Annotated in this window: 17 protein-coding genes; 5 read left to right on the forward strand and 12 right to left on the reverse strand. The window is 72.5% G+C overall.

Annotation, left to right across the window (positions count from 1 at the left end):
* Positions 1-26: 26 nt before the first annotated feature.
* From ACWC9T_RS16190 to metH, 3 genes are all read right to left on the reverse strand, one after another.
* A complete protein-coding gene (locus ACWC9T_RS16190; RefSeq protein ID WP_449821689.1) occupies positions 27-1,646 on the reverse strand; it encodes an ABC transporter substrate-binding protein in 1,620 nt (539 codons plus the stop codon).
* A 252-nt stretch (positions 1,647-1,898) separates the two neighbouring features.
* Complete coding sequence (locus ACWC9T_RS16195) at positions 1,899-2,603, reverse strand: HAD family hydrolase (protein ID WP_449821690.1); 705 nt, start codon at positions 2,601-2,603, stop codon at positions 1,899-1,901.
* Between the two features lie 154 nt (positions 2,604-2,757).
* The gene (metH, locus tag ACWC9T_RS16200; RefSeq protein WP_449821691.1) at positions 2,758-6,267 is read right to left on the reverse strand and encodes a methionine synthase; all 3,510 of its coding nucleotides are present in this window, start codon (positions 6,265-6,267) and stop codon (positions 2,758-2,760) included.
* A 142-nt stretch (positions 6,268-6,409) separates the two neighbouring features.
* On the opposite strand from metH, the gene ACWC9T_RS16205 reads away from it, so the two are divergent.
* Positions 6,410-7,504, forward strand: a complete 1,095-nt coding sequence (locus ACWC9T_RS16205; protein ID WP_449821692.1) for a hypothetical protein — start codon at positions 6,410-6,412, stop codon at positions 7,502-7,504.
* Positions 7,505-7,582: 78 nt separating this feature from the next.
* Here the strand turns inward: ACWC9T_RS16205 and ACWC9T_RS16210 are convergent, their stop codons facing one another.
* On the reverse strand, positions 7,583-8,098 hold the full coding sequence (locus tag ACWC9T_RS16210; protein WP_449821693.1) for an SRPBCC family protein: 516 nt from the start codon (positions 8,096-8,098) through the stop codon (positions 7,583-7,585).
* Between the two features lie 355 nt (positions 8,099-8,453).
* On the opposite strand from ACWC9T_RS16210, the gene ACWC9T_RS16215 reads away from it, so the two are divergent.
* Positions 8,454-9,407 carry a PAC2 family protein gene (locus ACWC9T_RS16215; protein WP_449821694.1) on the forward strand — a complete coding sequence of 318 codons (954 nt, stop codon included), beginning with the start codon at positions 8,454-8,456 and terminating at the stop codon, positions 9,405-9,407.
* Positions 9,408-9,515: 108 nt separating this feature from the next.
* Here ACWC9T_RS16215 and mshC read toward each other — a convergent pair whose 3' ends face one another.
* The 5 genes from mshC to ACWC9T_RS16240 form a co-directional block, all read right to left on the reverse strand.
* Positions 9,516-10,745 (reverse strand): cysteine--1-D-myo-inosityl 2-amino-2-deoxy-alpha-D-glucopyranoside ligase, encoded by a 1,230-nt coding sequence (gene mshC, locus ACWC9T_RS16220; protein ID WP_449821695.1) that lies wholly within the window; start codon positions 10,743-10,745, stop codon positions 9,516-9,518.
* A gap of 297 nt (positions 10,746-11,042) precedes the next feature.
* Positions 11,043-11,828 carry an SCO1664 family protein gene (locus ACWC9T_RS16225; protein WP_449821711.1) on the reverse strand — a complete coding sequence of 262 codons (786 nt, stop codon included), beginning with the start codon at positions 11,826-11,828 and terminating at the stop codon, positions 11,043-11,045.
* Between the two features lie 56 nt (positions 11,829-11,884).
* Positions 11,885-12,451, reverse strand: a complete 567-nt coding sequence (locus ACWC9T_RS16230) for a DUF3090 family protein (RefSeq protein ID WP_449821712.1) — start codon at positions 12,449-12,451, stop codon at positions 11,885-11,887.
* A gap of 225 nt (positions 12,452-12,676) precedes the next feature.
* A complete protein-coding gene (locus ACWC9T_RS16235; protein WP_449821696.1) occupies positions 12,677-13,369 on the reverse strand; it encodes a histidine phosphatase family protein in 693 nt (230 codons plus the stop codon).
* 243 nt (positions 13,370-13,612) lie between these two features.
* Positions 13,613-14,659, reverse strand: coding sequence for an LLM class F420-dependent oxidoreductase (locus tag ACWC9T_RS16240; protein ID WP_449821697.1), 1,047 nt, complete (start codon positions 14,657-14,659; stop codon positions 13,613-13,615).
* A gap of 381 nt (positions 14,660-15,040) precedes the next feature.
* Here ACWC9T_RS16240 and ACWC9T_RS16245 point away from each other — a divergent pair, with 381 nt between their 5' ends.
* Together ACWC9T_RS16245 and ACWC9T_RS16250 are read left to right on the forward strand one after the other, a co-directional pair.
* Positions 15,041-16,021, forward strand: a complete 981-nt coding sequence (locus ACWC9T_RS16245; protein ID WP_449821698.1) for an aldo/keto reductase — start codon at positions 15,041-15,043, stop codon at positions 16,019-16,021.
* A 58-nt stretch (positions 16,022-16,079) separates the two neighbouring features.
* Positions 16,080-18,173, forward strand: a complete 2,094-nt coding sequence (locus ACWC9T_RS16250) for a helix-hairpin-helix domain-containing protein (protein WP_449821699.1) — start codon at positions 16,080-16,082, stop codon at positions 18,171-18,173.
* A gap of 65 nt (positions 18,174-18,238) precedes the next feature.
* On the opposite strand, the gene ACWC9T_RS16255 is transcribed toward ACWC9T_RS16250, so the two are convergent.
* On the reverse strand, positions 18,239-18,838 hold the full coding sequence (locus tag ACWC9T_RS16255; RefSeq protein ID WP_449821700.1) for a hypothetical protein: 600 nt from the start codon (positions 18,836-18,838) through the stop codon (positions 18,239-18,241).
* A 362-nt stretch (positions 18,839-19,200) separates the two neighbouring features.
* Between ACWC9T_RS16255 and ACWC9T_RS16260 the strand changes: the two genes are divergently transcribed.
* A complete protein-coding gene (locus ACWC9T_RS16260) occupies positions 19,201-19,410 on the forward strand; it encodes a DUF5703 family protein (RefSeq protein ID WP_355669960.1) in 210 nt (69 codons plus the stop codon).
* A gap of 132 nt (positions 19,411-19,542) precedes the next feature.
* On the opposite strand, the gene ACWC9T_RS16265 is transcribed toward ACWC9T_RS16260, so the two are convergent.
* A complete protein-coding gene (locus ACWC9T_RS16265) occupies positions 19,543-20,349 on the reverse strand; it encodes a chaplin family protein (protein ID WP_449821701.1) in 807 nt (268 codons plus the stop codon).
* A gap of 326 nt (positions 20,350-20,675) precedes the next feature.
* Positions 20,676-20,918, reverse strand: a complete 243-nt coding sequence (locus tag ACWC9T_RS16270; RefSeq protein ID WP_449821702.1) for a chaplin — start codon at positions 20,916-20,918, stop codon at positions 20,676-20,678.
* Positions 20,919-21,043: the final 125 nt, after the last annotated feature.

A 21,043-nucleotide genomic window follows, 5' to 3' on the forward strand; every position in this document is an offset into this window, starting at 1 on the left:
ACGAACGGGCCGCCGTGCGGGGCGCACTACTTGCTGGTGCGCCCGATGTCCCAGAAGCGGAACACGCCGGTGGCGTCGACGGTCGACTCGACGCCGGTGACGTACGACTTCGCGACGTAGAAGGCCTTGTTCTGGAACAGCGGGACCATCGGCACGTTGTCGACGAGGATGGTCTGGACCTGGTTGTAGGTCGCGGCCGCGGCACTGCGGTCGGCCTGCTTGAGCCCCTCCGGAAGCAGCTTCTGGCTGATCCGCTGGTCGTCCCAGCCGGTGTGGAAGATGCTGCCGTCGGTGACCAGCGGCCCGATGAAGTTGTCCGGGTCCGGGTAGTCCGCGGACCAGCCGATGAGGTACGCCTGGTACTTGCCCTCGTTGAAGCCCTTCTGGTAGGCGGCCGGGTCGGACTCCACCTGGGCCGTCACCTGGAAGAGGCCGCCGGCCTCCAGTTGCTTCTTCAGCGTGTCGATCTCGGCGTTGCCGGTGCGCGAGCGACCCGAGGTGAGGGTGAACTTGACCGGAAGGGGAACCTTGGCGGCGGTGAGGTACGCCTTGGCCTTGCTGACGTCCTGGTCGCCGTACTTGTCGTAGAAGGCGGTGTTGTGGCCGGTGACGCCGGTCGGGACCATCGAGTACAGCGGCTGGACGGTACGCGCGAAGACGTCGCGGGCGAGCGCCTTCCGGTCGATCAGCTGGGCCGCGGCCTGACGGACGGCGACGTTGCCGGTGGTCGCGTCCTTGGTGTTGAAGGCGATGGAGGTGGTGTCGGAGCTCTCGCCCTCGACGACGTTGAGGTCGGTCTTGCCGCCCTGCTGGTCGGCGAGGAGCTGAGCCGCGGTGTTGGGGTCCAGGCTGTTGTCGGTGAGGTCGACGCCACCCTTGTCCAGCGCGTCCTTCAGGTCGCTGGGCTTGTCGAAGTACCGCACGGTGAACTTGCTGTTCTGCAGCTTGGCGTCACCGGTGTACTTGTCGTTGGGGGTCAGGACGACCTTGGCGAGGACCTTGGCGCCGCCGCCTTCGGGGGTCATGGTCTCGATCGAGTCGAACTTGTACGGGCCGGAACCGACGATCTTGTCGTTGTCGAGCAGCTTGTCGGCGGGGTAGACCTGGTGGTCCACGATGGCGCCGGCCGGGGTCGCCAGCTTGGCCGGCAGGGTCGCGTCGGCCGTGGACAGCTGGAAGACCACCTCGTTGTCGCCCTTGGCCTCAACCGACTTGATCGTGTCCAGCAGGCCGGACGGACCGTTCGGGTCCTTGATCTTCTTGGTGCGCTCGATCGAGTACACGACATCGGCGGCGGTGAGCGGATGGCCGTTGGAGAACTTCTGACCGGGGCGGAGCACGCAGTGGTACTGGGTGGCGTCGCCGTTGGTGAACTCGCAGGACTGCGCGGCGTCCGGGGCCGGGGTGCTGGCGGCGGCGGGGAAGGCGAGCAGCGACTGGTAGGTGTTGTGCAGCAGCAGCCACGCGCCGGAGTCGTAGGCGCCGGCCGGGTCCAGCACACTGGTGAGGCCCCGGGTGCCCATGGTGATCGACTTGCCGCCGCTGTCCCCCTTGACGGCGTCGGTGACCGATCCGCAGCCGGCCACCGTCACGGCGACCAGACCGGCACAGCCGAGTACTACCAGGCGTTCAGCTGAAGTCTTCACGGGAGCGTCCTTCTCGGTGGCACGAACCCGAGTAGCGTGCCATATCGAACACGCACGACCGATACCCGCGCAGATGACGTTTGGGACACGGTGGTTCGGGGCACCACGGCGCGCTCGACGAGTTGTCAGTCAATGCCCGTTTTCTCCCCGGGCGACCGCCGCCGGCGTACCCGTCAAGACCCTTACCCGCGAGTAGTCGTCGGCCGCAATGAGATGACAATCACATCCGACTGGGCTCGCCCCCGAGCCCGTTCACACCCTCGAGGCGACCAGCGAGCGCAGCAGATCGAGGTCCACCTGCTCCAGCGAGGGCAGCACCAGCCGCCCCGGGCCCGACTCGACCGGCGCCACCGAGGGCACCGCGATCACCGGGCAGCCGGCCGCCTCGCCCGCCCGCACCCCGGTCGGGGTGTCCTCGATGACCACGCAGCGGGCCGGCTCCGCGCCCAGCCGGCGGGCCGCCTCCAGGTACGGGTCCGGGAACGGCTTGGTGCGCGGCACCTCGTCCCCACCGATGGTGAAGGCGAAGCGCTCGGCGCCCAGCGAGCGCAGCACGATGTCGATCACGTGCCGGTGCGAGGCGGACACCAGGGCGGCCGGGATGCCATGCGCGGCAAGGGTGTTGAGCAACCGTTCGGCGCCCGGCATCAGCGGCACGCCGCCGGCCAGCAGGTCGACGAAGCGCTGGTTGACCAGCACCCCCAGGTCGGCCGGGGCGATGTCCACCGCGGTCCGGGCGACCAGGTAGTCCATCACCCGGGTCATCGGGCCGCCGACCACATGGGCGCGGTCCCGCTCGTCCAGCTGGTGGCCCAGCTCGGCGAAGAGCGTGACCTCGGCCTGCCACCAGAAGTCCTCGGTGTCCACCAGCGTGCCGTCCATGTCCAGCAGCACCGCCTGCAGGCCGCGGTCGTCCCCGTGGTCGAGCGCCAGGGCGGCGGTGGAGCTGGCGGTCATGGGTGGGTCCTTCCGTCGGGTACCCCGCGGAGCGTCCCTGGCGTCCCTCGGGGATGGCACAGGCCGGCCCGCTGGTGAGCGGACCGGCCCGTTCAGGATCATCAAGGATACGCCCGGTTCGCCGGAAAAGAGCGAACGGAGAGGGACGTCTGGATTACCGCGCGTTGAAGTACTTCGCCTCCGGGTGGTGGATGACGATCGCGTCGGTGGACTGCTCCGGGTGCAGCTGGAACTCCTCGGAGAGCACCACGCCGATCCGCTCGGGCTTCAGCAGCTCGGCGATCTTGGCGCGGTCCTCCAGTTCGGGGCAGGCGCCGTAGCCGAGCGAGAAGCGGGCGCCACGGTACTTGAGCGCGAACATGTCCTTGACGTCCTGCGGGTCCTCGCCGGAGAAGCCCAGCTCGTAGCGGACCCGGGCGTGCCAGAACTCGGCCAGCGCCTCGGCCAGCTGCACCGACAGGCCGTGCAGCTCCAGGTAGTCGCGGTAGGAGTTCCCGGCGAACAGCTCGTTGGCCGCCTCCGAGATCCGGTTGCCCATGGTGACCACCTGCAGGCCGACCACGTCCCGCACGCCGGACTCCTCCGGGCGGAAGAAGTCCGCCAGGCAGAGCCGGCGGCCGCGGCGCTGGCGGGGGAAGGTGAAGCGGGTCCGCTCGGTGCCGTCCTCGTGGAAGACGATCAGGTCGTCGCCCTTGGAGTTGGCCGGGTAGTAGCCGTAGACCACGGCCGCCTCCAGCCAGCCCTCGGTCTGCAGCCGGTCCAGCCAGGCCCGCAGCCGCGGTCGGCCCTCGGTCTCCACCAGCTCCTCGTAGGACGGGCCGTCGCCGTTGCGCGAGGCCTTCAGCCCCCACTGGCCCTTGAACAGCGCGTCCTCGTCCAGCCAGGAGGCGTAGTCGGCGAACGGGATGCCCTTGACGATCCGGTCGCCCCAGAACGGCGGGGCGGGCACGGTGTTGTCGACGGTGACGTCGGAGCGGATCTGGCCGAGGTTGACCTCGGGCTCCGGCTCCTCCACCTCGACCCGGGCGTGCCGGCGCTGCTTGAGCTCCGGCAGGGTCGCGCCGGGCACACCGCGCTTGACCGCGATCAGCGCGTCCATCAGCCGCAGGCCCTCGAAGGCGTCCCGGGCGTAGCGGACCTCGCCCTCGTAGACCTCGTGCAGGTCCTGCTCGACGTAGGCGCGGGTGAGGGCGGCGCCGCCGAGGATCACCGGGTAGGACGAGGCCAGCTTGCGCTGGTTCAGCTCCTCCAGGTTCTCCTTCATGATCACGGTGGACTTCACCAGCAGGCCGGACATGCCGATCACGTCCGCGTTGTGCTCCTGCGCGGCGTCCAGGATCGCCGAGACCGGCTGCTTGATGCCCAGGTTGATCACGTTGTAGCCGTTGTTCGACAGGATGATGTCGACCAGGTTCTTGCCGATGTCGTGGACGTCGCCCTTGACGGTGGCCAGCACGATGGTGCCCTTGCCCTCGCTGTCGGACTTCTCCATGTGCGGCTCCAGGTGGGCCACCGCGGTCTTCATCACCTCGGCGGACTGGAGCACGAACGGCAGCTGCATCTGGCCGGAGCCGAAGAGCTCGCCGACCACCTTCATGCCGGCCAGCAGGGTGTCGTTGATGATCTCCAGCGCGGGGCGCTCGGCCAGCGCCTCGTCGAGGTCGGCCTCCAGGCCGGCCCGCTCGCCGTCGATGATCCGGCGCTGCAGCCGCTCCTCCAGCGGGAGCGCGGCCAGCTCCTCGGCCTTGGAGGCCTTGACCGAGGCGGCGGAGACGCCCTCGAACAGCTCCAGCAGTCGCTGCAGCGGGTCGTAGCCGTCCCGGCGGCGGTCGTAGACCAGGTCGAGGGCGGCCTCGCGCTGGTCCTCGGGGATCCGGGAGATCGGCAGGATCTTGGAGGCGTGCACGATCGCCGAGTCCAGGCCTGCCTCCACGCACTCGTGCAGGAAGACCGAGTTGAGCACCACGCGGGCGGCCGGGTTGAGGCCGAAGGAGATGTTGGACAGGCCGAGGGTGGTCTGCACCTTCGGGTGGCGGCGCTTGAGTTCGCGGATCGCCTCGATGGTCTCGATGCCGTCCCGGCGGGACTCCTCCTGGCCGGTGGCCAGGGTGAAGGTGAGGCAGTCGACCAGGATCGAGCCCTCGTCGATGCCGTAGTCGGCGGTGAGTTCGGCGATCAGCCGCTCGGCGATCTCGACCTTCTTGTCGGCGGTGCGGGCCTGGCCCTCCTCGTCGATGGTCAGCGCGATCAGGCCGGCGCCGTGCTCCCGGGCCAGCGAGGCGATCCTGCCGAAGCGCGAGTCGGGGGCGTTGCCGTCCTCGTAGTTCACCGAGTTGAGCACCGCGCGGCCGCCGAGCGCCTCCAGGCCGGCCCGCAGCACGGGCGGCTCGGTGGAGTCCAGCACGATCGGCAGGGTGGAGGCGGTGGCCAGCCGGCCGGCGATCTCCTTCATGTCGGCGACGCCGTCGCGGCCGACGTAGTCCACGCACAGGTCCAGCAGATGGGAGCCGTCCCGGATCTGGTCGCGGGCGATCTCCACGCAGGCCTGCCAGTCACCGGCCAGCATCGACTCGCGGAACTTCTTCGAGCCGTTGGCGTTGGTGCGCTCCCCGATCGCCAGGTACGAGGTGTCCTGCCGGAACGGCACCGCCTGGTAGAGCGAGGCGGCCGAAGGCTCCGGCCGCGGATCGCGCGGGGCGACCGGGCGGCCCTGGACCCGCTCGACCACCTGGCGCAGGTGCTCGGGGGTGGTGCCGCAGCAGCCGCCGACCAGCGAGAGGCCGTACTCGCGGGTGAAGACGTCGTGCGCCTCGGCCAGCTCGGCCGGGGAGAGCGGGTAGTGGGCGCCGTCCTTGCCGAGCACCGGCAGACCCGCGTTCGGCATGCAGGACAGGCCGATCCGGGCGTTCTTGGCCAGGTAGCGCAGGTGCTCGCTCATCTCGGCCGGGCCGGTGGCGCAGTTCAGCCCGATGTAGTCGACGCCGAGCGGCTCCAGCGCGGTCAGCGCGGCGCCGATCTCGGAGCCCAGCAGCATGGTGCCGGTGGTCTCCACGGTCACCTGCACCAGCACCGGCAGGTCCAGTCCGGCCTCGGCCAGGGCGCGCTTGGACCCGAGGACCGCCGCCTTGGTCTGCAGCAGGTCCTGGCTGGTCTCCACCAGCAGCGCGTCGGCGCCGCCGGCGATCAGGCCGGCCGCGTTCTGCTGGAAGCCGTCGCGCAGCGTCTCGTACGGGGCGTGGCCGAGGGTCGGCAGCTTGGTGCCGGGGCCGATCGAGCCGAGCACCCAGCGGGTGCGGCCGTCGGCGGCGTGGGCGTCGGCCACCTCGCGGGCGATCCGGGCACCGGCCTCGGACAGCTCGAAGATGCGGTCGGAGATCTCGTACTCGCCCAGCGCGGCGAAGTTGGCGCCGAAGGTGTTGGTCTCGACGCAGTCCACGCCCACCCCGAAGTAGGCCTCGTGGACGGAGCGGACGATGTCGGGCCGGGTGATGTTGAGGACCTCGTTGCAGCCTTCGAGGTTCTGGAAGTCCTCCAGCGTGGGGTCCTGTGCCTGGAGCATGGTGCCCATCGCACCGTCGGCGACCACCACCCGGGTGGCGAGCGCTTCACGCAGCGCGTTCGCGCGGCTCTGCTGAGTGATGGACGGTTCGGCTGCAGTGGCCATGGGGCTTCTCCCTGGTGCGACGGCTGTCGGCTTTACGAGCCCGCTTGGTCGGGCCCGCACCCGGCCAGCGTATCCGGCCGTCGGCCCCACCTGCGGGCCCATTCCGTATCCTGAGCGCTCGGCTCGAGGGGGGATCAAGCGCGTGACCAGGTTCCGCACCACCGCACGACACATCGGCCGGGCCCTGGCGGCCCCACTGCGGGCACTGCGCGACCGGTGGAGACGCTGGTCCCGGTGGCGCCGGGCCCTGCTGGCGCTGGCGCTGGTGGTGGCGATACCGGTCGCCGCGCTGGGCACGGTCCTCGTCTCGATCCGACTGCACTACTCGGGTGAACCGTCCGCCGAGGCCCGCACCCGCGGCCGGGACGCCGTCTGGCTCGGCCACGCCTGGGTGGACGGCCGCAAGACCGAGGCGGACGTCGAGGCACTGGCCCGGCAGCTGGCCGGAACCGGAGTGCGCGACCTCTACGTCCACACCGGCCCGCTGGAGCACGACGGCTCACTGCCGCCGTCCGTCCACCCCAAGGCCCGCTGGTTCACCGGGACCGCGCACCAGGTGCTGCCGGGCGTCCGGCTACAGGGCTGGCTGGGCGACGAGGTCAAGCCGGAGAAGGACGCCCTGGACCTGGACGACGCACCCATCCGGGACCGGATCACCGCCTCGGCCGGCCAGGTGCTGGACGAGGGCTTCGACGGCGTGCACTTCGACATGGAGCCGATCCGCCCCGGTACGCCCGGCTGGCTGGCCCTGCTCGACCAGGTCCGCCCGGTGACGGCGGCGCGCGGCGCCAAGCTCTCGGTGGCGGCCCCGCAGATCGACCCGATCCCCGGCCTGCACACCGCCGGCATCCTGCTCACCGACCACGGCAAGTGGTGGGACCAGGCCTACTTCCGGGAGACCGCCCGCCGGGTCGACCAGATCGCGGTGATGACCTACGACACCTCGATGCCGACCGAGCCGCTGTTCGGCGGCTACGTCGCGCTGCAGACCGAACTCGCACTGAAGGCCACCCCCTCGAACGTCGACCTGCTGATGGGCCTGCCGTTCTTCTGGGACGACAAGTGGGGCCACCGGGGTGCCGCGGAGACCGTCCCGGCGGCGGTCCGGGGTGTCCGGCTGGGCCTGGACCGCCAGGACCCGCAGCGGGCCGACTTCGGCGTCGCGCTGTACGTGGACTTCGCCTCGACGCCCGAACACTGGGCGGCGTACCGGAGCGGCTGGGTGGACGTCTCGTAGGCCCTGTCCAGTGGATTTGTCGATCAGACCGCGGGCCCGGCAAGATCCGCCGGACAGGCCCTCGCCCCAGGGCGTGCCCTATGCGGCCATCCGGTGGGCCAGGGCGCCCAGGTAGCGGTGGACGGTGGCGTCCTCGCCGGTCAGGTAGTGCCGGACGGCCCGGCACAGCGGCTTGCGGACCTCGCCGCGCTCGGTGACGGTCAGCGAGCAGCCGGGCCCGGCCGGGGTCAGCACGTACGTCCAGGTGCCGCCGTACGGCAGGTCCGGGTCGGCGATGCCGGTCACCAGGCGGTGCGGGGCCTCACTGGCCACCACCTCGTAGGTGGTGTGCCCGTGCCGGTCGTACTCGCGCCAGCGCGGGCGGCCGCCGGCCCCGGCGGGCAGTCGCTCGACGTGGGTGAGGCCGGGGCGCCAGGCCGCGAAGAGTTCGATGTCGGTCAGCACGTCCCAGACCGCGCCGGGCGCCTGGGCGAGCTCCAGACCGCCCTCGGCGATGTGCTCCACCGGCAGCCGGCGCCCGGCCCGGTCCGCCGCCATCAGCGCGGCCCCGGCCAGCGCCGCCGCGCCCGCGCCGATCCCCAGCCATCGGTTCATCGGTCCGCCCTCTTCCGCCCGGCCCCCTACCTCTCATCATCGCGCCGCCGCGGCCGGCGGGCACTCCGTCGCGCTGCGTCGCAGGTCTGGCACCGTCCGTCCACACCGGGCCGACTGGCGCAGCGTCAGTCGGCGGCGCCCGGATATCCGCTGGATCGCGGCCGTCCGCTCCCCCAGACTGTCCCGGTGCCCGGCCGCCATGCGCATCAAAGCCCGTAGGCTGGGCAGGTAGGGACCATGGAGCAACGCGTTCCATGGGAGACGAGAGGTTCGACAGGCGGCAGCCGGCCGTCGGCGCCCCGGCAGGCCAGCCGGAGCGGTGCCGGTCCGACCGCCGACCGGAGGGAGACGCTGGGTGATCGAGCTGGAAGATGTTCCCGAGTTGATCGACCCGGTGATGGTCTGCGCCTTCGAGGGGTGGAACGACGCGGGCGACGCCGCCTCCGCGGCTCTGGCGCATCTGGACGACACCTGGGGCGGCAAGGTGTTCGCCGCCCTGGACGCGGAGGACTACTACGACTTCCAGGTCAACCGGCCCACCATCTGGCTGGACGGCGGCATCCGACGGATCACCTGGCCGACCACCCGGCTGTCGGTGATCCGGGTGACCGAGCCGGTGACCCGGGACGTGGTGCTGGTCCGCGGCATCGAGCCGAGCATGCGCTGGCGCTCGTTCTGCAACGAGCTGCTCGGCTTCGCGCACGAGCTGGGCGTCGAGCTGGTGGTGATCCTGGGCGCGCTGCTCGGCGACACCCCGCACAGCCGCCCGGTTCCGGTCAGTGGGGTCACCTCCGACCCCGAGCTGGCCCGCCGGCTGGACCTGGAGGAGAGCCGGTACGAGGGCCCGACCGGGATCGTCGGGGTGCTCCAGGAGGCCTGCACCCATGCCGGGGTGCCCGCCGTGACGCTCTGGGCGGCGGTGCCGCACTACGTCGCGCAGCCGCCCAACCCCAAGGCCACCCTGGCGCTGATCAACAAACTGGAGGACCTGCTGGACCTGCGCATCCCGCCGGGCGAGCTCGGCGAGGACGCCCGGGCCTGGCAGCTGGGCGTGGACCAGCTGGCCGCCGAGGACAGCGAGGTGGCCGAGTACGTCCAGCAGCTGGAGGAGGCGCAGGACACCGCGGAGCTGCCGGAGGCCTCCGGGGACGCCATCGCGCGCGAGTTCGAGCGCTATCTGCGCCGCCGGGAGAACGTCGGTCCGACCGGCGAGAAGCCGGTGTCCGGGCACGCGACGGCCGAGCGGCCGCCCGAGCCGGAGGCGCCGGGCGCGACCCGGGAGAGCCAGGACGGGCCCGAGGAGGAGTAGCCCTCCTCGGGGCCGCCGGAGCACCGGCACGCCGAAGGGGCGTCAGGGGAAGCACGGGCACGCCGAAGGGGCGTCAGGACACCTGGTCCTGACGCCCCTTCGCGGTACTCAGAGCGCGACGCCGAGCAGGGCGTCCACGGTGCGGGTGACCAGGCCGGGCGCGCCGGTGTCGGTGCCGCCCTCGCCCTCCTGCTGCGCGGCCCAGCGGTCCACCGCGGCCAGCGCGGCGGGCGCGTCCAGGTCGTTCGCGAGCGCCGTGCGGACCTCGGCGAGCAGCTGCTCGGCCGACGGGCCGTCCGGGCGGGAGACCGCGGCCCGCCAGCGGGCGAGGCGCTCCACGGCCTCGTCCAGGGTGCCCTTGGTCCACTCCCAGTCCGCGCGGTAGTGGTGCGAGAGCAGCGCCAGGCGGATGGCCGCCGGGTCGACGCCCTCGCGGCGCAGGGCGGAGACGAAGACCAGGTTGCCGCGGGACTTGGACATCTTCTGGCCGTCCAGGGCGACCATGCCGGCGTGCACGTACGCCTTGGCGTACGGGTGGGAGCCGGTGGCGACCTGGGCGTGCGCGGCGCCCATCTCGTGGTGCGGGAAGGACAGGTCGCTCCCGCCGCCCTGGATGTCGAAGGTCATGCCCAGGTACTGCAGCGCGATCGCCACGCACTCGATGTGCCAGCCGGGGCGGCCGTGGCCGAGCTCGGTGTCCCAGGCGGGCTCGCCCGGGCGGGCGGCCAGCCAGAGCAGGGCGTCCAGCGGGTTGCGCTTGCCGGGGCGCTCCGGGTCGCCGCCGCGCTCGGCGAACACCGGGCGCATGGCCTCCCGGGTGAGGCCGGAGACCTCGCCGAAGTGCGGGTCGGAGTCGACCGAGAAGTAGATGTCCTCGTCCACCTTGTAGGCGGCGCCGGAGGCCAGCAGCTTCTGGACGATCGGGACGATCCACGGGATCGACTCGACGGCGCCGATGTAGTGGGCTGGCGGGAGCAGCCGCAGGGCGGTCATGTCCTCGCGGAACAGGGCCGTCTCGCGCTCGGCCAGGGCCACCCAGTCCTGGCCGGTCTCGACCGCGCGCTGGAGCAGCGGGTCGTCCACGTCGGTCACGTTCTGGATGTAGAGGACGTCGTGGCCGGCGTCCTTCCAGACGCGCTGCACCAGGTCGAACGCGTTGTAGGTGGCGGCGTGGCCCATGTGGGTCGCGTCGTAGGGAGTGATGCCGCAGACGTAGATCCGGGCGGTGCCGTCCTGCGGCACGACCTCCCGGACCTTGCCCGCTGCGGTGTCGAAGATACGAAGGGGAAGCCCCTGACCAGGCAGGGCGGGAACCTCGGAGGCGGGCCAGGCATGCATGGGATCGACTTTAACCTTGAGAACATTTGAAAGCCTAACCAGTAACAAAGATCGACTGGATTCGCTTCCTGTTGTGGCTTGAGCGCTTCCGAGCCATGCTTGACCGATTTTGACTACTTCCCGGCATTTGCCGGGAAGGCTAACCGGCGGGAACGTCGGTGCAGGCCACTGAGGCAGGAAGCCACGGTCGTGCCGCCGTACGGTACGGGCCAGAATCTCCGGCTCTGCGACCTCTTCCGGCGACAGGTCCAGACCACCGGCGGGTAGGGCGGGCTGCCACACCCGCGGGGGCGGCTCCTACACCGGCGGCCAGGGGATCGCGGGCCAGTCCCGGGAGGGCAGCGGGTGGGTGCCGGAGCTGCGCAGCGCGGCCACCCGGGCGCGGGTGGCGTCCAGTTCGGCGGTGGTCAGGTGCGGAGCGAGGCGCTCGGCCAGCTCGCCGTCCAACTGCGCGGCCAGCCGGACCAGCACCTCCAGCGCCTCGGCGGGCAGTGGGTCTCCGGCCCAGCCCCAGAGCAGGGTGCGCAGCTTGCCCTCGGTGTTGAACGTGACGCCGTGGTCGATGCCGTACACCCGGCCGTCGGCGGCGGGGATCAGGTGGCCGCCCTTGCGGTCGGCGTTGTTGAGCACCGCGTCCAGCACGGACAGCCGGCGCAGCTGCCGGTCGTCGTGGTGCACCAGCAGCGCCGGCCGGCCGTCCTCGACCTCGGCCCGCACGATCGGCAGCCAGCCGTCCTCCGGGCCGTCCGGGTCCTGCAGCGCCAGCAGCGGCTCGGCCTGCGGGTCCGGCTCGACCCACAGCTGCACCATGCCGGGCCCGTGCGGCCCCCCGCGCAGCACGGTGGGCGGGATCAGCGCCCAGCCGGTCGCGGTGGACAGCTCGTAGGCGGCGACCTCGCGGCCAGCCAGCGTGCCGTCCGGGAAGTCCCAGAGCGGGCGCTCGCCGACCACCGGCTTGTAGACCGCCTGCGCGCTCAGCGAGCCGTGCTCGACCGTGCAGTACAGCGCGGCGTTGGAGGCTTCGGTGAGCCGGCCGTGCACGGTCAGTTCGCCCTGGCGCAGCAGGGCCAGGGCGGTGGGCACGTCGGCGGCGAGGGCGGCGGCCGCCGCCGGGTCGGCCTGCGGCGGGGTCTCGGTGTTCAGCGCCGGTAGCCGTTCGCGCGCGGGCACAGGTGGCCCTCCGGGTCCAGCGGCAGGTTGCAGAACGGACAGGGCCTGCGGCCGGCCGCGACCAGGTCCAGCGCACGCTTGGCGAACACCCGCGCCATCGCGCCGGACAGCCGCACCCGCAGCATGTCCGGGCCGCTCTCGTCGTCCCGGAAGACGGCCTCCTCGCCCTCCTCTTCCTCCTCCTCGACCAGCTCCTGCGCCTCGACCACCAGGCAGCCGTCCACGCTGTCCCAGGCCAGCGCCATGGTGCCGACCCGGAACTCCTGCTCCAGCGGCAGGTCCAGCGGGGCGGTGTCGAGCAGGTCCTTGGGTGCGGTGGCCGGGATGGAGGCGTCTCCGCCGCTGCGCCGCAGGGCCTCGTCGAGGACCTCCTCGATCCGCTCGGCGAGTGCGGCGACCTGGGTCTTCTCCAGCAGCACACTGGTGATCCGGCCCCGGGCGCTGGCCTGCAGGTAGAACGCCCGGGCGCCGGGCTGGCCGACGGTACCGGCCACGAACCGTTCGGGCTGGTCGTAGAAGAAGACCTGACGGGGCACGCTCTCGCTCCGGATCGTGTCGGTCGGTGCGGATCCGCCGTGGGGGATCGCTGGGTTGTCGGACTGGGCGGGCTCGTTGGGCTGTGAGGCACTCATCAGTCACCCTACGACCTCCGGGCGCCGGCCGGGGACCCGAGCAGGAGGCCGGCGGCGGGGTGGCACCCGTGGGTTCGGGTGGTGCCGCCGCCGGTGAGGGCGCTGTTCAGGCGTTCGGGCGGGTGCCGCTCAGGCCGTGCCGCCGACCACCGCGTCACCGGCCGGGGTGGCCGGGGCGGCGTGGGGCTTGGGGGCCAGCGAGGAGAGGTCGCCGGTGTCGCCCATTCTCAGCACGAAGGGCCGCTGCGGGGTGTAGCGGATCGCGGTGACGGAGCAGGGCTCGACGCTGATCCGCTGGAAGTGGTCCAGGTGCAGCCCGAGCGCGTCGGCCACCACCGCCTTGATCACGTCCCCGTGCGAGCAGGCGATCCAGACCGCGTCCTCACCGTGCTCGGCGGCGATCTTCGCGTTCCACTCGCGGACCGCGCTCACCGTGCGGTGGCTCAGCTCGCGCAGTGACTCACCACCGGGGAAGGCGGCGGCGGCCGCGTGGTCCTGCACGGTGCGCCAGAGCGGCTCCTTGGCCAACTCGGCCAGCGGACGGCCGGTCCACTCGCCGTAGTGGCACTCCCCCAGCCGCTCGTCCTCGGCCGGCGGGGCCAGCTCGGGCCGGGCCGCGAGCAGCGGCTCCAGGGTCTGCCGACAGCGCTCCAGCGGGCTGCTGACCGCCTGCGCCAGCGGGATCCCGGCCAGACGCCCGGCCAGCGCGGCGGCCTGCCCGCGCCCGGTCTCGTCCAGGTCCACGCCGGGGGTCCAACCGGCCAGGATTCCGGCGGTGTTCGCGGTCGAGCGGCCGTGACGGACGAGCAGCAGGGTGGGCATGGGGCTTAGCCTACGGCCTCCGGGCGCCGCCGTGGGGTGCGGCTGCACACCGGCCATCGCCCGACGGGCCGCTGCTGCACGGGATGCGGGGCGGCAGTCATCCGCCACTGTCGCCGCGTAGCGGTGGCTGGACACGAGGGCCCACCCACCAGCCAGTCGGGCGCTACCCGCAAGCTCGACCGCCCATGGCCGAGAGGTTGACGCACGACTGGCTGTAGTGCCGCCCGAACCCCTGGGAGTCGCTCAGGCGAGGCCGGCCCGCTCCAGCGCCTCGACGCCGGTGCGCAGCGCCTGGATCCGCTCGTCCAGGGTGAAGCCGGACGGGGCCAGGGTGAGCGTGGTGACGCCCGCGTCGGCGTAGGCCTGCATCCGGTCGGCGATCCGGGCGGTGTCGCCGACCAGCGAGGTGGCGTCGATCAGGTCGTGCGGGACGGCGGCCGCGGCGCCCGCGTAGTCCTTGGCCAGGTACTTCTCCTGGATCTCGTCGGCCTCCCGCTCGTAACCCATCCGTCGGGCGAGCTGGTTGTAGAAGTTCTTCTCCTTGCTGCCCATGCCGCCGATGTAGAGCGCGGCGTAGGAGCGCTGGGAGTCGACGCCGGCCTTGATGTCCTCGCCGACCGCGATGGTGACGGTCGGGCAGAGGTCGAAACCGTCCAGGGACTTGCCGGCCTTGGCGCGCCCGGCCTTCAGCGGGTCCAGGGAGAGCGCGGCGTGCTCGGGGGCGAAGAAGATGCCGAGCCAGCCGTCGGCGATCTCGCCGGTCTGCTCCAGGTTCTTCGGGCCGATCGCGGCGACGTACAGCGGGATGTGCTCGCGCACCGGGTGCACGGTGAGCTTGATCGGCTTGCCCGGGCCGCCGGGCAGCGGCAGCGTCCAGTGCGCACCCCCGTGCACCAGGCGCTCGCGGGACATCGCCTTGCGGATGATCTCCACGTACTCGCGGGTGCGGGCGAGCGGCTTGTCGAACTTGACGCCGTACCAGCCCTCGGAGACCTGCGGGCCGGAGACTCCCAGGCCGAGGCGGAAGCGGCCGCCTGAGAGGGTGTCCAGGGTCGCGGCGGTCATCGCGGTCATCGCCGGAGTGCGGGCCGGGATCTGGAAGATGGCCGAGCCGACGTCGATCCGCTCGGTCTTCGCGGCGACGAAGCTCAGCACCGTCGCGGCGTCCGAGCCGTACGCCTCCGCGGCCCAGCAGACCGAGTAGCCGAGCCGGTCCGCCTCCTGGGCCACCTCGATGTTGTCGGCGTCCATGCCGAGTCCCCAGTAGCCGAGGTTGATGCCGAGTCGCATGTGCCGAACCTTCCAGTCGGTGGGCTTGGTGGCCAGTCGGGCGGGCGGGCTTGCCGGCGGGCGTAACCGCGCACGCGCGGGTCATGCTACTGGCCGGTAGCGGTGGCCTGGGTCACACGACCCCGGCCCGGGTCGAAGGGCCTGCCGGCGCCGGAAGGGCGAAGTGAGAGAGCGACGGAGGAGCGACGGAGCGCCGACCGTCGGCACCGGGTCAGGAGGGCCCGGAGGCGAGTTGGCGAGTCACTGATCGTTCTGCGGGTCTACACCCGTGCCCGCACACCGGCCGCTACGCTCAGCCGACGTGGGAAGTCCTCTCCCCACCTGCGCGTTTTCAGGGCTTCCGGGGCGACCGGGGCAATCGGCCAGTGGAGGGCCCGTCCGATGGAAAAGCGTCACCTCGGCCGTACCGGCCTGCAGGTCTCCCGCCTCGGTCTCGGCACCATGACCTGGGGCCGCGACACCGACGAGCACGAGGCCGCCGAGCAGCTCAAGGAGTTCGTCGACGCCGGCGGCAATCTCGTCGACACCGCCGACGTGTACGCGGACGGCGGGGCCGAGTACCTGATCTCCCGCCTCACCGACAGTCTGGTCCCACGCTCCGAACTCGTCATCGCCACCAAGGCGGGCAGCGTCCCCGAGTCCACCCGCCGCTTCGACGGATCCCGCGGCCACCTCCTTGCCGCCCTGGACGCCTCGCTGCGCCGGCTCGGCACCGACTACGTGGACCTGTGGCAGGTGCACTCCTTCGACCCGATGACCCCGGTCGAGGAGACCCTCAGCGCCCTCGACATCGCCGTCTGCTCCGGCCGCGCCCGCTACGTCGGGGTCTGCGACTTCAGCGGCTGGCAGCTCGCCAAGGCCGCCACCTGGCAGCGCGCCCACCACGGGCGGGTGCCGCTGGCCGGGGCGCAGCTGGAGTACTCGCTGCTGCAGCGCGGCATGGAGCGGGAGGCGCTGCCCGCCGCGCTGGACGCCGGGGTCGGCGTCCTCGCCGGCTCGCCGCTCGGGCGCGGGGTGCTCACCGGCAAGTACCGGCACGGCGTCCCGCAGGACTCGCGCGGCGCCTCGGCGCACCTGTCCGGGTTCGTCCAGCCGTACCTCGGGGAGCGCTCGCGGCGGATCGTGGACGCCGTCGCCACCGCCGCCGACGGGCTGGCCAGCAGCCCGCTGGCGGTCGCGCTGGCCTGGGTCCGGGACCGGCCCGGGGTGGCGAGTGCGCTGGTCGGGGCGCGGACGGTGGCACAGCTGCAGGCGGCGCTGTCAGTGGAGGCGCTTACGCTTCCGGGTGAGATCCGCGGCGCGCTGGACGACATCTCGTCGCCGGTGCACCGCTACCCGGACCAGGGGTGGACCGAGCTGTGACCGCCGGCCGGGTTGTTGAGCAGAACGTGCAGTGGAGTGACCTTTGGAGCGGACGACGATGAGTGACACGGGGAACGGCGCTCCGGAGGAGACCTCGGCCTCGCCGGCCGACAAGGCGGCGAAGATCGCCGAGCTGGCGGAGCGGATTCGCAGGATCGGGCCGCAGGCCGCGGGGCCGCGGTCCTCCGGGGGTTCGGGGGCTCCCGAGGCTTCGAAGCCGGTGGAGGCGTCCGCGCCTACGGGCGCGGGCGCTCCGGCGGCTCCCACCCCTCCGGCAGCCGTGGAGCTCGACGGGCCGCGCGGCGACGCGCTCCAGGAGGCCGCCGCGGTGCTGACCGCGGGCGGTGCCCCGGCCGAGCTGGCGGCCGCCGCCGTGGCCGAGTTCGGTGACGAGGCCGCCGCGCGGCTGCGCGAGGACCCGTGGGCGGTGCTCGGCCTGCCCGGCGTCCGCCCCGAGCACGCGGACCGCTTCGCCCGCGAGCTGCTCGGTCCCGAGGCCGAGCCGGGCGACCCGCGCCGCGCCCAGGCGCTGGTGCCGTGGTTGCTGGAGCAGGCGGCGCTGCGCGGGCACTCGGCGCTGGAGCTGGCCGAGGTGACGACCGGGCTCGACCGGCTCCGGATGCCGGACCCGGCCGCCGCGATCCAGGCCGCCGTCGCGGACGGGCGGGTGCTGCCCTTCCAGGAGGAGTTGAGCGGGCCCGAGGCGCAGGCGGCGGGCGGCGAGGACGACGAGCCGCCGACCCGGACGCTGCTCACGCTGGAGCGGCTGGCGATGGCGGAGGACAGCCTCGCCGAGGGGCTGCTGCAGCTGATGGCCGCTTTCGTACCGGGTGAGGACGTCGAGCCGGCGGCGGAGGCTGAGGAGGCGGAGGCCGGGGAGGAAGCCGCCGTCGACGCGGACTCGGACTCGGACTCGGACACCGCGGAGTCCACCGAAGCCGAGGACGTGGCGGCGCCCGCAGCCCCCGGCCCCACCGCCTGGGCGGCGGCGGCCGAGGCCGCGCCGTCCTCCTCCGCGACCGCCCTCGTCCAGGCCGTCGCCGACAGCGCGCTGGTGCTGCACACCGGCGGCGAGGCCGCCAGGGCCGAGCCCGCCGCGCTGCTCACCGCCGCCCGGAGGCTCGGGCTGCGGGCCTGGGCCGCCACCTGGACCGACCAGGGCCGGGAGTCCTTCGCCGCGCTCGCCGGGGCGGAGGCCCCGGTGGCCACCCTCTCCGAGCTGCTGTCCGGTACGGCCGGCCCCGGCCGCTCCCCCGACGGCTCGCTCGCCCTGGACCTCCTGGTCGTCCTGGATGCGCCGCTGCTGGACGTCGAACTGGCCGCCACCCTGCTGGAGTCGCTCGCCGACGGCACCCGGCTGGTGCTCAGCGGCGACCCGGGCCAGCTCTGGTCGGCCGGCCCCGGCCGGTTCTTCGCCGACCTGCTGGCCGCCAAGGTCTGTCCGGCGGTGGCCTCCCGCACCCCGGACTTCGGCCCGATCGGCGAGCTGGTCTCCGGTGTCGGCGTCGGCGAGCTGCAGCCGGTCGAGGCGCCGGACAAGGAGGTGGTCATCCTGACCGCCAAGGACGGAGGCGAGGCCGTCCACCGCGCCGTCCAACTGCTCACCGACTCCATTCCGCGCGCCCTCGGCATCCCCGCCGAGCAGGTGGTGCTGCTCACCCCCGGCCACGGCGGGCCGGCCGGTACGCGTGCGCTGAACGCCGCCGCCAAGGCCCGGCTGAACCCCGGCCCCGGCCGCTTCGGCGGCTTCGACCCGGGCGACCGGGTGGTGGAGTCCCCCGCGCCCGGGATCACCCGCCCGGCCCGGGTGCTGGACGGCGACGCCACCGGTCTGCACCTGGAGTACCCGGACGGCTCGCGCCGGACCGTCCCGCCCGCGGAGGCCGGCCGGCTGCGGCACGGCTGGGCGCTGACGGTCCACCAGGCGCTCGGCCGCCGTTGGCCCGGGGCCGTGGTGGTGCTCCCGGAGGACGCCGGACCGGCGCTCACCCGGCAGTGGGTCTACACCGCCTTCGGACGCGGCGAGCGGCACCTCTCGGTCGTGCACGCGGCGGGCCCGGCGCTCGTCCAGGCCGTCGCCGAGCGCCCGGCGCAGCCGCGCACCACCCGGCTGCGGGCGATCCTCGCGGAGAACGCGGCGTCGGCGTACTGATCGACCGACGGACGAAGGGTGGGTCCGGTGCTTCCGGGCCCGCCCTTCGTCCGTACCGGATCACGTCAGTCGTCGAGGTCCTCGTCGTCGTAGACCTCGCTCACGTCGAACCGGCAGATCAGCAGCTGCGGGTCGGCGTGTTCGAAGGGCTCCGGCAGCCACTCCCCCGGCTCGGTCGGCTCGGCCGCCGCGACCCAGAGCGTCGAGTCCGCCTCCTCCAGGCCGAACTCCTCGCTGCGGGCGGCGATCTCGTCGGGCTCGTACTCGCCGAACAGCACGCCGATCGCGGAGTTCACCCCGCCCGCTCCGCCCGGGGTCAGCGTCTCGTCGAGCCGCTCGGCCTGGGCGCGCAGCCGCTTGGGGTCGACCACGTGGTAGTCGCGGCGGATCAGCACGCTGATCGCCTCGGGCTGTTCCGGGCCGTGGTAGCCACCCGGTCCCTCGTCCCCGGGGATCTCGAAGGGGGTGACCTCGTCGTAGACCTCGTACAGGAGTTGGTCGTAGGCGATGGCCGCCGTGGCGAGCTGCTCGTAAGCGGCGGACACGGCGGGATCATCAGCTGCGTTGGGGCTTGACACCGCTTCCAGATGACGGTCGATGGCGGCCTTGACCGCCTCAGCGGCGGCGCGTACCTCGGCAATGGTGGGCTGCGCGGCATCAGACATGGTGCAGACGCTATCTCCCCGCGGTGTCGCTACGCACAGCGGTTGTCACCTACACCCGCGATTTCACCGCAACTTCCCCCCTGATGTCCGATCTGTCCCGTTCTGCCCCCCCGCAGGACCGGCGCGAGTCGGGCGCGGAGGGCGCGCGACCGGTCCGCCGGGGCCGTCCGGGTGCCGCTTCGCGCGCCGGGTTCGGGGTATCCACTCCACAGGAGCAGCAGAACTGATGCACTGTCAGCCGACACCCGGGTCGCGGGCCGTCGAACCTCCGCTTCCACACGGGAGGTCGGCCGGAAATACCCGGGCCGAGTGTCCGTGGCAGGCCGTAGGCTTGCGTGCAGGTGATCCCCAGGAGGAGCGTTTTGACCCCACCGAAGCCGGTCCGGCAGCCGGAGTACGAGTACCAGTCGCTGCGTATGCCACGCGGCACCACGCGCAACGCGGCGCGCCAACTGCTCACCGAGCACGCCGAGTACGGGCACTGGGAGCTCGACCGGCTGAGGTTGTTCCCCGACGGCAGCCGGACGGTCCGGCTGAAGCGGCGGATCATCCGGCAGGTCCGGAACTGGTGACGGGCGGGGCCTCCCGCCCTGCGCAGCCGCGGATCATCCGCGCCGAGCTTTCACGCGCCCGGTGCCGCCCGTTCATCGGGCAGCCCCGGGCGCGTCGTTTCGACTACCGGTACCGCTGAGCCGGTCGGGGGCTCAGCGGGCGCCGGCGCGAGCGCGGCGGTAGAGCACGCCGCCGCCGATCAGCAGCGCGAGCCCGGCGGCGCCGAGCACCTCGACGCCGCCGGCGCCGGTGGAGGCCAGCTGGCTGTCCGCGGCGGTGCTCTGCGCTACGGGGGCGGCCGGAGTGCTGGTCCGAACCGCGGCCGGGACGGCCTGGGTGCTGGCGTTGTTGCTCACCGGGGCGGCGGCCGGAGTGCTGCTGGCCACCGGGCCGCCGTTGCGCCCAGGGCCGGTGTCGCCGGTGGACGGCGGGGTGGAGGGGGTGTGGTCCTCGGGGCAGTCGTCGGTCGGCTTCGGGGCGGGCTGGGCCACGTTGCCGCAGGAGTTGCCGAAGGCGGGGTTGCCGACGCCGGCCGCGTTGACCGAGTTGCCGCAGGCGTTGACCGGGACGTGCACCGGGGCCTGGACGCTGTTGCCGGAGATCACACCGGGCGAGTTGGTCGCGACACCGCTGGCGGAGGCGCCCGAGGCGGAGGAGCCCTTACTGGCGCCGGTGCTGGAGCTGTCGCTGCTGCTACTGCTGCTGCCGCTACCGCTGCTGCCGCCGGGCTGCGGGGCCGCGGGGCGACCAGCGCTGACATTGGCGCAGTGGTTCCCGTACGACGGGTTCAACGCGCCGATCACGTCGACGGTGTTGCCGCACACGTTGATCGGCACCTCGATCGGCACCTGCACCGAGTTCCCCGAGGCGACGCCCGGCGAGCCCGCCGCACCTCCCTGTGCCTCCGCGCCCGCGTAGGCGTAGCCGGCGGCGGAGGCCAGCACACTGCCGGTGGCCACGGCAGTGAGAATCCCCTTCTTGGCTACATTCCTCATGTTTTCCCCTGACGTTTCGAGACGGCGTGGCAACCTTGACGTGAACCTTGTGAGAGTCGGAATTTCCGTATATCAAAAAATCACGCAAGGTATTCGACTGCACAGGAGTTAACGAGAGACCGACGGCGAGGTTGAGCCAAACGAACCGGCTTCACCCGATCGAGCGAGTACGGCCCGCAGCGCCTTGCCGCGCCGTCCGGCCGGGCGTGCGAAGGCCCCCGGTGCGGCGCGTCCGCCGCCCGAGGGCCGGGGTGAATCGGCTCAACGGGCCCCAGCGGCCCGGAGTTGACTCAGAAGTTGGCGCAGTGGTTGCCGAACGCCGGGTTCAGCACGCCGATCACGCTGACGGTGTTGCCGCACAGGTTCACCGGGACGTGGACCGGAATCTGGACCTGGTTGCCCGAGACGATGCCCGGGGAGCCCGCGGCCATACCCTCGGCACCGGCACCGCCGTGAGCGGACGCGACACCGGCGGCGGCGAGCACCAGGCCGCCGGTGGCGGCGGCGACAGCGGCGATCTTCTTGACCTTCATCATTCCTCCTGTATGGACAACGCGACCCGTTCGGCGGGCTGCACAGGAATGAACGACGCTGCGGCAAACGGGGTACGGAACAGATTTGCCATTCACTCGCAACGGTGATGCTTCGTACAGACAAG

The organism is Kitasatospora sp. NPDC001159 (assembly GCF_053598235.1).